The 12,297-nt window shown below is 58.6% G+C and carries 14 protein-coding genes; 10 read left to right on the top strand and 4 right to left on the bottom strand.

Annotation, left to right across the window (positions count from 1 at the left end; translation table 11 throughout):
• Positions 1 to 2 precede the first annotated feature (2 nt).
• Both I8E17_RS21020 and I8E17_RS21015 read right to left on the bottom strand, forming a co-directional pair.
• Positions 3 to 443, bottom strand: coding sequence for a hypothetical protein (locus I8E17_RS21020; protein WP_069614829.1), 441 nt, complete (start codon positions 441 to 443; stop codon positions 3 to 5).
• A gap of 66 nt (positions 444 to 509) precedes the next feature.
• Positions 510 to 1,343 carry a universal stress protein gene (locus I8E17_RS21015; RefSeq protein WP_069614830.1) on the bottom strand — a complete coding sequence of 278 codons (834 nt, stop codon included), beginning with the start codon at positions 1,341 to 1,343 and terminating at the stop codon, positions 510 to 512.
• Between the two features lie 274 nt (positions 1,344 to 1,617).
• Here I8E17_RS21015 and I8E17_RS21010 point away from each other — a divergent pair, with 274 nt between their 5' ends.
• The 5 genes from I8E17_RS21010 to I8E17_RS20990 all read left to right on the top strand — a co-directional run bounded on the left by I8E17_RS21010 (position 1,618) and on the right by I8E17_RS20990 (position 5,427).
• Entirely contained in the window at positions 1,618 to 2,802 is a 1,185-nt protein-coding gene (locus I8E17_RS21010) for an acetate/propionate family kinase (RefSeq protein WP_069614831.1), read from the top strand.
• Positions 2,799 to 3,014, top strand: coding sequence for a hypothetical protein (locus I8E17_RS21005; RefSeq protein WP_069614832.1), 216 nt, complete (start codon positions 2,799 to 2,801; stop codon positions 3,012 to 3,014). Before I8E17_RS21010 ends, I8E17_RS21005 begins: the two co-directional genes overlap by 4 nt.
• Positions 3,015 to 3,224: 210 nt before the next feature.
• Positions 3,225 to 3,740: a GNAT family N-acetyltransferase gene (locus I8E17_RS21000; RefSeq protein WP_069614833.1), complete on the top strand. Its 516-nt coding sequence runs from the start codon at positions 3,225 to 3,227 to the stop codon at positions 3,738 to 3,740.
• 95 nt (positions 3,741 to 3,835) lie between these two features.
• The gene (adhP, locus tag I8E17_RS20995) at positions 3,836 to 4,909 is read left to right on the top strand and encodes an alcohol dehydrogenase AdhP (protein ID WP_069614834.1); all 1,074 of its coding nucleotides are present in this window, start codon (positions 3,836 to 3,838) and stop codon (positions 4,907 to 4,909) included.
• 143 nt (positions 4,910 to 5,052) lie between these two features.
• On the top strand, positions 5,053 to 5,427 hold the full coding sequence (locus I8E17_RS20990) for a hypothetical protein (RefSeq protein WP_069614835.1): 375 nt from the start codon (positions 5,053 to 5,055) through the stop codon (positions 5,425 to 5,427).
• A gap of 364 nt (positions 5,428 to 5,791) precedes the next feature.
• Here I8E17_RS20990 and I8E17_RS20985 read toward each other — a convergent pair whose 3' ends face one another.
• Positions 5,792 to 6,520, bottom strand: coding sequence for a GntR family transcriptional regulator (locus tag I8E17_RS20985; RefSeq protein ID WP_113366220.1), 729 nt, complete (start codon positions 6,518 to 6,520; stop codon positions 5,792 to 5,794).
• A gap of 184 nt (positions 6,521 to 6,704) precedes the next feature.
• On the opposite strand from I8E17_RS20985, the gene I8E17_RS20980 reads away from it, so the two are divergent.
• The 5 genes from I8E17_RS20980 (at position 6,705) to I8E17_RS20960 (ending at position 11,728) form a co-directional block, all read left to right on the top strand.
• The gene (locus I8E17_RS20980) at positions 6,705 to 7,691 is read left to right on the top strand and encodes an ABC transporter substrate-binding protein (RefSeq protein ID WP_069610410.1); all 987 of its coding nucleotides are present in this window, start codon (positions 6,705 to 6,707) and stop codon (positions 7,689 to 7,691) included.
• 191 nt (positions 7,692 to 7,882) lie between these two features.
• Entirely contained in the window at positions 7,883 to 8,662 is a 780-nt protein-coding gene (locus I8E17_RS20975; protein ID WP_219511625.1) for an ABC transporter ATP-binding protein, read from the top strand.
• Positions 8,663 to 8,669: 7 nt separating this feature from the next.
• Positions 8,670 to 9,593 (top strand): ABC transporter permease, encoded by a 924-nt coding sequence (locus I8E17_RS20970; RefSeq protein WP_069610480.1) that lies wholly within the window; start codon positions 8,670 to 8,672, stop codon positions 9,591 to 9,593.
• Positions 9,594 to 9,612: 19 nt separating this feature from the next.
• The gene (gene kynU, locus I8E17_RS20965) at positions 9,613 to 10,860 is read left to right on the top strand and encodes a kynureninase (RefSeq protein WP_069610408.1); all 1,248 of its coding nucleotides are present in this window, start codon (positions 9,613 to 9,615) and stop codon (positions 10,858 to 10,860) included.
• A 37-nt stretch (positions 10,861 to 10,897) separates the two neighbouring features.
• The gene (locus I8E17_RS20960; RefSeq protein WP_069610407.1) at positions 10,898 to 11,728 is read left to right on the top strand and encodes an alpha/beta hydrolase; all 831 of its coding nucleotides are present in this window, start codon (positions 10,898 to 10,900) and stop codon (positions 11,726 to 11,728) included.
• Between the two features lie 62 nt (positions 11,729 to 11,790).
• On the opposite strand, the gene I8E17_RS20955 is transcribed toward I8E17_RS20960, so the two are convergent.
• Positions 11,791 to 12,216 (bottom strand): glyoxalase/bleomycin resistance/extradiol dioxygenase family protein, encoded by a 426-nt coding sequence (locus tag I8E17_RS20955; protein WP_069610406.1) that lies wholly within the window; start codon positions 12,214 to 12,216, stop codon positions 11,791 to 11,793.
• Between the last annotated feature and the right edge of the window lie 81 nt (positions 12,217 to 12,297).

The following is a 12,297-nucleotide window of genomic DNA, read 5'->3' as shown; positions in this document are numbered from 1 at the left end:
CCTCACGGATCCCTTTCGTTGCAGAACATCATAAGCCCGTGATCCAATGGGTAGACTCGCTCTTCGTTGTGCATCTGCTCCCAATTGCCCGGATTTTGATTCCAGAATCTAATTTGGTTGCACTTGAGCTCCCTGGCCCGCGATCGAATGCTCGCAAACAGGGTTTGCGCAATGCCACGTTCATCGGCCGTGCTCGCCACAATCAGAAAGGTGACGTCAAGCAGTCGCCCGACGGCGGGATGATCGCAGAGCCTGTAGATGCTTAGGCCCTGTATGTAACCTCGAGGGTTGACCGCGGCGAGGATTTCGTCGTGGCGGTTGGCGTCGGATGCCATCCGGCGCCATGCCGCCATACCAAGGTTTGGAACTGCTGCCTGGACAAGAGGATAGGCTTGCACGATCTGATCCGGCCGTAGCGCGGCAATAACATAAGTGCCAGCCATGCTTCTTCCTTTCCAAGAATAGAACAATCGGCCCCGCCTGTCGGCGGGGCCATGCGCCAATTGGCGTCAGCGTGTCATCATCAATGGAACAGGCGTGTGCTCGAGCATGGAGCGCGTCGTCCCTCCGAAGATCCACTCACGCACCCGCGAATGCCCGTAAGCACCCATGACAATCAGCTCGGCGCCGATGTCGATCGCATGCTGACGTAGAACGTCCGCAACAGCGCGACCACCGCTGGGCAAGACATCCACCGAGACCCGGATCCCATGTCTTGCGAGGAAGGTCGCTACGTCGGCTCCAGGCTCTTCGCCGTTGCTGCCGATGGTCGCGGATGGATCGACCATGGCGACACACACGCTATCGGCCGCGATCAGCTGCTCCATCGTGGCTCGCACGGCCATGCTTGCTTCGTTGCGGGAGTCCCAGGCAACCAGAACCGTTTTCGGCCGAAGAGAAGCGGCATGCCCTTTGGGCACAAGAAGGATCGGCGCCGGCGACCGAAACAGGGCTCCGTTCAGAATTTCCTGCCGCATATCGTCCTGGGCCAGAAATCCGCCGCCGATCAGCGTCAGGTCGACATAACGCGCCCGTTGTCCGATTTCATTCTCCGCCCATCCGTATTCCGTGAAGAGGCTGGTCACGTCGAACGAAACATCATCAGCCTTGAGAATGGCATTGGCGGCAGCGACCTTCCGGCGCAGACCTTCCGTCTGGCGCTCACGCTCCTCGAGCCATACTGTGGACATCACTTCACCATGTCCGCCAATCGGCGGAGCAGCAAGTGCCGTCACCAGCACTGACAGGTGGGCCTTGGATGCCCGGCACAATTCGATTGCGGAATGCAGGTCATCGTCGTTTTGATCAACTCCGATGACGCTCAGGATAGTCTTGGCTTGCATGGTCACACCTCCTGTTGGAACGTTGGTCGATTGAGGCGAGCTTAAGCAACCAAAGGAAGTCCGCCTTGATCTTCGTCAAGATGAGGGAGCGGACAGAAATCGCGGGCATTCGTCGGCTTGACATGGGTCAAAGCCAACCCTGCCAACTTGTGTCAAAAGAAACGATAATCGCTGGACGATATGCGCAGCGGACATCTCTGATAGAGCGTCCACCGTAGACAACTGCTTTCGGCAAGCTCTTGAAAAGGCGGACTTTTGAACAGATTGAAAAGTCATGGCGGACACGACCCTGCTTCTCACATTCAACATGGGCTCTTCGACATTGAAGATCGGTCTGTTTCAGTGCGACGTCCACGGTGCGCGTCGCGTTGGCAAAGGACTGGTGGATTTCGGCAGAAGACCCCTCACCTTTCATCTGACCGAAGGACCCGCATCCTTTGATGTCCAGCTACACGCGGAGGGAGGAGAGGATCTGCGGGATGTCGTCGCGGAGGTATTCGAGGCGCTGGCTGCGCATTTTGACATGTCGGCTGTTCGCTTTGCGGGCCATCGCGTGGTTCATGGGGGTGATCGATTCGCAGGCCCCGTCATCCTCGACGAGACCACCATCGGCGAATTGGACAAGTTGGTGGCGCTCGCGCCTTTACATCAGCCGCAGGCGCTCCGCGTGATCCGCGCGGTGAAACATTTGCGACCGATGCTCAAGCAAACCGCTTCCTTCGACACGGCTTTCCATGCAACCCAAAGCGACCTGGTTCGCCGATTTGCCCTACCAAGGGCTTTGCACGATCGTGGCATTAAGCGCTACGGCTTTCACGGGCTCTCCTACAAATTCATCATCGGCGAATTGCGCAGTCGCGCTCCCGAGATTGCTGCTGGCAAGATCATAGTTGCCCATCTCGGTAACGGTGCCAGCCTATGTGCCCTCGACAATGGGGAAAGCCGTGATTGCAGCATGGGATTTTCAACGCTCGACGGTATTCCGATGGCGACACGCTGCGGTACCCTCGACCCAGGTGCTCTGCTGTACCTTCTCGGAACGAGTGGCAGGACACTTCGAAACCTTGAAGAGATGCTCTATTATCGGTCTGGCTTGCTCGGCATATCGGGGATCAGCGGCGACACCCGCGATCTCCTGAAAGAGATGCGCGGGGAGGCACGCGAGGCGATAGACCTTTTTACCTTGCGCATAGCCGGGGAAATCGGTCGCATGACGGCAACTCTCGGCGGCCTCGATGGCCTCATTTTCACCGCCGGGATCGGAGAGCATCAGCCAGAGATCCGAGCCGCAGTCTGTGATCGCCTACGATGGCTGGGAGTGGATCGCGACCTTGATAAAAACATCGCCAACGGCCCAATCATCAGCACCTTTTCGAGCAAGATTAGAACCTTCGTCATTCCGACCGACGAGGAACAGATCATTGCCGACGAGGCCTTTTCGCTCCTGACAAGCAAATGATCGAGATCGATGGCTCACCGCTTCAATCGAATAGCCTGCATTTGACTATTTCGAATTGGAGTAGCGATATGGAAAACCAGCCAAGTGCCCTTCTTGCGCATTCGCTCGACACCAATGAGCTCCGTCTCATCGACCGCTATCGGCGCGCTGCCGATGATCTTTCGGTCGGGCAATCTATCTCCTCGACAATCCGCTGCTACGCGAACCGTTGAGAGCGGACGCTCGCTAACTTGATCGCTATCATCTTGCTATCGAGGCGATCGAGATGCTGCGAGGCGCCTGAAAATGTTCCCTCATTATTCTTGACAGAACCTTCGCGGATTTGATCCCCGTCAATGCGGACTTCCTTCGCAGATCTAAGATCAACGTCAATTACCAACCAGTCCAAGCAAGCGAAATATCGCACGAATGGAGAAGCGGTCATGCCGGAACAGCAGTGGAATATAGTGACCCGTGATGGTTTGCGGGTCTCGGTCAGACCGGCCACAAATGGCGACGAAGGACTCCTCACCGAGCTTTTCGATCACGTCAGCCCGCAGGATCTTCGTTTCCGTTTTTTCTCGGCGATCAAGCATGTTTCCCGCAAGCAGATCGCGGAATTGATCGGCGTCGATCATAGCGCCGTGGAAAGCTATATTGCTTTCGCGAGGGATACCGCGACACCGATCGCAACCGCGGTGCTCGCCTGCGACCGGGACAAGAAGCGAGCCGAAGTCGCCATTTCCGTGCGGAGCGACCTCAAGGGTCATGGTCTCGGCTGGGAGCTTCTGAGCCTGATGGTTCGGGAAGCCAAGAACCGGGGTCTGCAAACCATCGAATCCATCGAAGACAGAAACAATTATGACGCTGTTGAGATCGAACAGAACATGGGCTTCAGGGTCAAACCCTATCCCGATGATCCAAGGCTTGTGCTGCTATCGAAGTCATTGGTCGCCTAGGGAGGCCGTGGCGATGATGCCTCGGATCACCGTCTGCCCCCGCGCATAGGCCACCTTAATCACCACACGAGTGCCGATATCAACAGGAGGTCCAAATGGACAAGATGATGCGGGCTGCCATTGTCACGGAATTTGGCAAGCCCTTGTCGATCGAATACAGGCCGGTCCCACGGCCCGAACCAGGCAAGATCCTGGTGAGGGTCAAGGCCTGCGGTGTCTGCCATACCGATCTGCATGCAGCCGACGGCGATTGGCCCGTCCGCCCCTCGCTTCCATTTACGCCGGGACACGAGGTAGCAGGCATAGTCGCGGCTGTCGGCGCTGGCGTCACCGATCTCAAGGAGGGGGATCGCGTCGGTATTGCCTGGCTGCATGACACCTGTCTGAAATGCGAATATTGCGAGACGGGATGGGAAACCCTGTGCGACCATCAGCACAATACCGGCTATAGCTGCGACGGCGGCTTTGCCGACTATGTCATCGCCGATGCCCGCTTCGCGGCCCGCCTGCCTGAGCATGTTGATTTCGCCGAAATCGCGCCCATCCTTTGCGCCGGCGTGACGACGTACAAGGGCCTCAAGGAGACCGAGGCCCGTCCCGGCGAATGGGTTGTGATCTCAGGTGTCGGAGGGCTCGGGCATATCGCCATCCAATACGCCAAGGCAATGGGATTAAAGGTGATCGCCCTCGATATCGCGCCATCGAAACTGAACCTCGCGCGCATGGCCGGAGCTGACTTCGCCATCAACGCCGCGGTCCCGGATACGGTATCAGAGGTAATGAAAGTAACTCAAGGCGGCGCTCACGGCGTTCTTGTAACGGCGGTATCGCCATCCGCCTTCTCACAGGCCTTATCGCTGGTCCGCAAGAGGGGAACGATCAGCCTGGTTGGCCTTCCGCCGGGCCAATTTGCGACGCCGATCTTCGCCGTCGTCCTGAAACGCATCACCATCCGTGGTTCGATCGTTGGAACGCGTCGCGATCTCGATGAGGCGATCGCTTTCGCCGCGGATCACAAGGTCAAGGCAGCTATTCAACGCGCGCCGCTGAAGGACATCAATAAGGTGCTGTCCGATTTGAAGCAGGGCCGCGTAGACGGGCGGATCGTCCTCGACATGGCTATGGACACCGCTGAAGAGCAATCCGCAAGGAAAGCACTTCAAGTTTGAGCTTGGCGCACGAGACACCTCAGCATCTCACATTGTCCAGTTTCATCGACCTCCGACAACGAGTCGAAATGGAACAAAACTGCAGAAAGGTCGATGTAAGTCACTGATTTCATCGATGAAAAATACAAGAATAATCCGTCACCATGGAGGATTTTACCATGCGGGAACCACGCTGGCAAAACTGGTTCGGCCTTCTTCTCGGAACCTTAATCTTCCTAATGCCGTGGTTCGCGCCTGATCTTCTTCCGGTGGCTACCGCATCGACGATGGTATATGCAACCGGAACAGCCATCGGTCTGACGATTGTGAACGTCTCCATACTCGGGATTTTCAATCCTGAAGCCTGGATCGACTGGTTGAAATTTTGGCTAGGCCTGGCCCTGCTTGCAGCCCCATGGTTTCTTGGCTTTAGTGGGCTTATCTTCTTCACCTCAAGTTTCGTTTGTGCGGCGATGCTGCTGATCATCGTGAGCGGACTGGCCTTCGCGTCAAGAACTCCAAGGATAGGACGCAAGTAGTGAGCATTCGCGATCCCGCAGCACATGAAAGGACGACCGTGGAGCGATCGCCACTGGCGGAGGGCAAGTTGCCCTAGGAAGATCTGCCCAATATTTGCTCTTGAAGGGATGTGAATGCGTGACGCTTCAGAGGTACAACCGTACACCCGGCCTTATAGAATGGAAATAACAGCTTAAGCCGTCTAAGATGGAATTGACGCTATGGAATTAAGTTATTGATATAGTGATATTTTTGCTCTTGGGAAAATTTGCCGGCCAGTACAAACAGCAACGTCGAGAACGCATCTCCTCGGCAATCGAAGTTCCGATCGTACAGTTCCCATTGATATAGTAGTGGTATTTAGTGGGATTGGATATAATGGAGTTACCCGTCTTTATCCTCCGAGCGAATATAAACCTGCAGCGTGTACCCGATATGCTCGGTCATCAGCGCTCCGGCACGTTCCATATCCCGGTCGAGGGCCGCTTCCATCAATGCCGTATGATGCTCGATCGCCATGGCATCCTGCAAAGCGGCAACGGCTTTTTCATAGCCGATCGAAAGGCCGGCAGCCGCGCGCTGCGTCGGCGCAAGGCCGAGAAAACGATGGTGGCGACGAAGCTGATCCGAGATGGTTGACTGGAAACGCTGGAGCCAGTTCGACGTTGCCGCGCTGACAAGCGCGGCGTGAAAGGCGCTGTGCTTCTCATCCCATTCGTCCGCCATCTCCTCCGAGGCGGAGTCGGGCACGATCTTGCAGCGTGAGAGGCGATAATGTGCGGTGACGACAGCCGATTCCCAATCCGGGCCACCCTTCTCGATCGACTCCATGAGAAGCGGCAGCTCCACGACCATGCGCGCCCGCGTCAGGTCCTCCAGTTCGGCCCGCGATACTGGAGCGACAGCGAAGCCGCGATTGCTGATCGCAGTCACAAGCTTTTCGGCCTCCAGCCGCGACAGCGCCTCGCGAAGCGGCGTCCAGCCGAGGCCATAGATATCCCGAAGGGCGCTCAACCGAAGAGACGCACCAGGCCTTAGCTTGGTATTGAGGATGTCGCGCCGCAACAGCCAGTAAGCCGCATCCGTCTTGCTCAGCGCATCCTTGTCCCGCATGGCCCTCGTCCCGATCCTCCCAGGCGCAGATTATATATAAAAGCTACTTATCCGGAAATTATATATTATATATACCCATCATGAATATCATATATCACAAATTGACAGGCCTGCGGCACTCGCTATGATCCCTGCCCGAGAGAGCCGAAGGAAAACGGCTCCTTGTCACATCCGGGAGGAAAATATGCTGAGATCTACGTCCAAGTGGCTGACCGGCCTCGCCGTCGTCGGCGCCTTCGCAGCAAGCGTTGCAACGGCGTCGGCCGAGCCCATCAAGATCGCCATCGCCAATTTCGGCGAGCATCCGCAGCTCAACGCATCGATTGCCGGTTTCAAGAAGGCTCTTGCCGACAATGGCTTCGTCGAAGGCAAGGATGTCGTCTATTCCGAAAGCAACACGAGCTTCGACGCCTCGCTCGTTCCGCAGATGATCGCCAAGCTGCAATCCGAACATCCGAAGCTGATGTATACGGTGACCACCCCCGTATCGCAGATTGCCAAGAAGGCGCTGGCCGGCTCCGGCATTCCGATCGTCTTTACCGCCGTCACCGATCCCGTCGCCGCCAAGCTCGTCCCGTCGTGGGACGCCGGTGACACAGGCATCACCGGCTCGAGCGACCTGCAGGACATCTCGGCCATCCTCACCTTCACCAAGAAGCTGCTTCCGAATGCCAAGCGCATCGGCGTGCCCTACAATCCGGGCGAGGCCAACGACGTTGCGCTGATCGACAAGGTCAAGGCCGCCGCTCCGGCCGCCGGCTTCGAAGTCGTGCCCGTCGGCGTCGACAACGTCAACGACATTCAGCAGCGGATTGCCTCGCTCGCCGGCAAGGCAGACGTGATCTACACACCCGCTTCCAACCTCTTGCAGCCGGCAATCCCGGCCGTTGCCGCCGCCGCCCGCCAAGCACAGATCCCGATCGTCAATTCCGACGACGCGGCTGTCCGCAATGGCGTCGTGCCGGCAAGCTTTGCCGTCAACTACGAGCAGGTCGGTGAAAATGCCGGCAAGATCGCCGCGCAGATCCTGAAGGGTGCCGATCCGAAGACGATCAAGCCCTCCGTTCCGGCTTACAAGGACCATGCGCCGCTGATCAACAAGACCGTGTTGAAAGCATTCGGCGCCGAGGTTCCTGCTTCGCTTGCCGATTGCAATTGCTTCACGAAGTGATAGGCGGCATTTTCTACTGCATAATTCCTTAAATCGATGTCGATCTAAGGATAAAATTATGCAGCAGCTTTAAAGTGCTACAGCGATCTTTGCGCGTCATATGTGACGCGCGGCGCTGTAGGATCAATCCGATCCATGGCGGCGTCAGGAACGCCGCCATTTCATAACCCTACACCGCAGGGGAGGCACGGATGCTTGAGATCAAATCCGCGCGCAAGGTTTTCTACAGAGGCCAGCCCGACGAAAAGGTCGCGCTTAATGGCCTGACGTTCTCCCTCAAGACAGGCGAATTCGGCGTCGTCATCGGTTCCAACGGCGCCGGCAAGAGCAGCATGCTGAATGCGATTTCCGGCGCTCTCAGCCTCGATTCCGGTCAGATCCTCATTAACGGTGATGACGTGACGAACATGCCGGTCCACAAACGCGCCGCGCGTCTGGCTCGCGTATTTCAGGATCCGATGAAGGGAACCGCCGCCAGCATGACGGTCGGCGAAAACATGCTTCTGGCGGAACTGCGCGGCAAAGCCAGAGGATTTCGGCCGGGCCTGAATGCGGCGCGGCTCGCCGCCTACAAGGAACGGCTCGCCGTTCTCGGCCTCGGCCTCGAAAATCGGCTGGACACAAAGGTAGAGCTTCTTTCGGGCGGCCAGCGCCAGTCGCTGTCGCTCATCATGGCGGTCGGTGGCTCGCCAGATGTGCTGCTGCTCGATGAACATACCGCAGCGCTCGACCCACGCACGGCCGATATCGTCATGCAGGCAACAGTTCGAACGGTCGAGGCGCTGAAGCTGACGACATTGATGGTGACGCACAACATGCAGCACGCCGTCGATTTCGGCGACAGCATCATCATGCTCGATGCCGGCCGCGTCCATCTCGAAATCACCGGAGATGGCAAGCGGCGCATCACCGTGCCCGAACTGATCGGCCATTTCGCCGTCAAGACCGACCGCATGCTGCTGGTGAGCTGACATCATGATGGATTTCATTCAATCAACCGTTTCGAGCTTCGTCTCGCTCATCCCGGTCACGCTGGCGCAGAGCTTCATCCTGAGCTTCGTCGTCCTAGGCATCATGATCCCCTTCCGTATGCTGAGCTTTCCGGATCTGACCAGTGAAGGTGCGTTTCCGCTCGGCGGCTGCGTCTGCGGCATCCTGCTTGCCGCCGGTGTCGCGCCGCCGCTTGCCATTGCGGTCGCCTTCGCCGTCGGCCTTGCCGCCGGCTGCTGCACGGCTTTCATTCACCTGCGCTTCCGCATCCATACGCTGCTTGCCGGCATCCTGATGTCGACCATGCTCTATAGTGTCAATCTCGGCATCATGGGCAAATCGAACCTCTCCGTTTTCGGCTCTCCGACCGTGTTCGATGTCGTGCCATTCACCGAGCCCGGCTTTCCCGCGAGCAAGATCGTCATCGCCGGCCTGCTTGCCATCATCGTGTTGATCGCCCTTAACCTTTACTTCAAGACGGAGAAAGGAACGGCCATGCGCGCGGTCGGCTCCAATCCCGACATGGCCGAGGCGCAGGGCATCAATGTCTGGGCTGCCACCATCGGCGGCGTCGGCATCGCCAGCGCCTTTTCAGCCGCAAGCGGTGCACTGATGGTGCAATCGCAGGGCTTTGCCGATGTCAACATGGGTATCGGCATCCTCATCAACGGCCTTGCAGCGCTGATGATCGGCGAAGCTTTCACCGGCAAGCAGACCGTCCTGCGTCAGTTGCTGGCGCCGTTCGTCGGCTCCATCATCTATTATCAGCTCGTATCGCTCTGCCTTGCCGCCGGCATGCCTCCGCCCAACCTGAAGCTCGCTACCGGCCTGTTCGTGCTTATCATGCTGGCGCTGCCGAGCATCCGCCGCAGCCGCGGCGGAGCCGTCACCCGAGAAACCATTCGCGAATAAGTTTACGAGGCAACGACATATGGATAGCCTTCCCGATCTCGCGGCCGTCGAGGCCATGGACGAGTCCGACCCGTTGCGCGTCTTTCGCAGCCGCTTCGCCCTGCCCGCCGGCGTCATCTATCTCGACGGCAATTCGCTCGGCGCGGCCTCGCATGAGGTCTTTGCCGAAGTGCGCCAGGCCGCCATGGAGGAGTGGGGCAATGGCCTGATCCGCAGCTGGAACAGCGCCGGGTGGTTTCATCTGCCACTGGAACTCGGCGATCGCATCGGCCGGCTGATCGGCGCTGCCGAAGGGCAGACTGTCGTGACCGACTCCACCTCGATCAACATCTACAAGACACTTCATGCGGCGCTCGCGATGCGACCGGATCGCAACGTCATCGTGGCGGAGGGCGACAGTTTCCCGACCGATCTCTACATGGCGGAAGGCGTCGTTTCGACGCGCCCAGGTGTCACGCTGCGTCTCGAAGGCCGCGATGCCGACACCATCGAGGAATTGATCGATGAGACCGTCGCCGTAGTCCTCGTCAATCATGTCAACTACAAGAGCGGCGAACTGCGCGACATGGTGGCACTGACGAAGCGCATCCAGGCAGCGGGCGCACTCGTCATCTGGGATCTGTGTCACAGCGCCGGCGCCCTGCCCGTCGATCTCGACGGTGCGGACGCCGATTTCGCCGTCGGCTGCACGTACAAATATCTGAATGGCGGCCCGGGCGCGCCGGCCTTCATCTATGCGGCGAAGCGTCATCACGCATCGATCGTTCAGCCGCTCAGCGGCTGGTGGAGCCACGCCCGTCCCTTCGCCTTCGAACAAAGCTTCGACGGCGATGCCGGCATCAAGCGTTTTCTGTGCGGCACGCAGCCGATCCTCTCCCTGCGGGCGCTGAAAGGGGCGCTCTCTATCTGGGATGAGGTGGACATGAACGCGCTGCGCCGGAAAAGCATAGCGCTGACTGATCTCTTCATCCGTTTGGTCGAAGCCAAATGCGGCCAATATGGTGTGGAGCTCGAGACGACGCGCGCCAGCGAAAAGCGCGGCAGCCAGGTCTCCTTCATCCACAGCAATGCTTATGAGGTCATGCAGGCCCTCATCGAGCGCGGCGTCATCGGCGACTTCCGCGCTCCGTCGACACTACGCTTCGGTTTCACGCCGCTCTATGTCGGTTATCATGATGTCTGGCGCGCCGTGACGGTGCTTGAGGAAATCCTGAGCAGCGGATCATGGAAGGAAGCACGCTTTGCCGTGCGCGCGGCCGTGACCTGATCTACAGGCGCCGCCAGCTGGAGAGAGGAAGCTGAACATGAGCTATTTCAGGGTCACCGATTGGGACGCCGCCTATACCAACGGCGCCTATATTGTCGACGGCGATCAATGGCCGGCCGCCTGGGTCGAACCCGCAAAATCCTTCCGGGACAGGCTGACGACCGCGGGACGCGCGAAACTCGATCTGGCCTATGGTTCTGCGGAGCGCAATCGCTTCGATCTCTTTCTGCCCGAAGGCCAGCCGCAGGGATTGATGGTTTTCGTCCATGGCGGTTACTGGCTGCAACTGGACAAAAGCTACTGGTCGCACTTTGCAGCAGGCTCGATTGCTAGGGGATACGCTGTCGCGATCCCGTCCTACACGCTCTGCCCGGAAAATCGCATCGGCGGGATCGGCAAGGAAATCGCCGCCGCGATCACGAAAGCGGCCGATCTGGTCGATGGTCCGATCGTATTGACCGGCCATTCGGCCGGCGGTCAGCTTGTCGCCCGCATGATGACGACGACATCGCCGCTTGGCGAGACAATCCGCAAACGCATCCGGCATGTTCTCGCCATTTCCGGCGTGCACGACTTGCGCCCGATCATGAAGCGCAGCATGAACGAGCAGCTTCGCATCGATGACGCCGAAGCAAGGACTGAAAGCCCGGCTCTTCTCGAGCCGGTCGACAACATTCGCCTCACCTGTTGGGTTGGCGGCGCCGAGCGCGCCGAATTCATCCGCCAGAACGCGCTGCTCGCCAATATCTGGACCGGACTCGGCGCGGCGACCGAAGTCGTGGTGGAGCCCGACAAGCATCACTATTCGGTTCTGGACGGCCTTACGGACGCTAAGCATCCTCTCCCGCGGACCCTGCTTGCGGAATAGCGCTTCGCAGCCGGATGAAAAGAAATACCCTCGGCGCCACAAACACCGAGGGCATTATATCGTCAGCCGTTGACCGGCGCATTCATCGCCCAGGCCACGCCGAATGGATCGCGCAGCTGGCCCCAGCGATCGCCCCAGAACATCACCTGCGGCTCGACGACCACTTCCGCTCCCGCATCGACGGCACGCTTCCACCAGAAATCGAGGTCATCGACGACAAGCTGCATCGTGAAGGACTGCGGCTTTTCCAGCGCATGACCGTATTCCGGAAAAGCGTCGCCGAGCATGACCGAGCTGCCGTTGATGTAGAGATGAATATGCATGGTCCGGCCTTTTTCATCGACCGGATACATGAAGGCCTGCTCGGCGCCGAAGGCGCGCTTGTAGAATTCCGCTGCCTTCACAGCGCCATCTACCGTCAGATAGGCTACGACGCCGCCGCGAACCGGCACGCGCGGCTGCTGGGACTGTTCTGTTGCATCACTCATGTTGGTCTCCTTGGAACGGTTCTTGGTGTCACGCCCTTGTCGGGGCTGATCCAAGGACGTTGGTCAACCACCCTTCCCGAC

Source organism: Rhizobium sp. AB2/73, assembly GCF_020871915.1.
Taxonomy (GTDB): Bacteria; Pseudomonadota; Alphaproteobacteria; order Rhizobiales; family Rhizobiaceae; genus Rhizobium; species Rhizobium dioscoreae.
The sequence above is the reverse complement of the archived record's forward strand: the minus strand, read 5'-3'. Positions and strand labels throughout refer to the sequence as shown.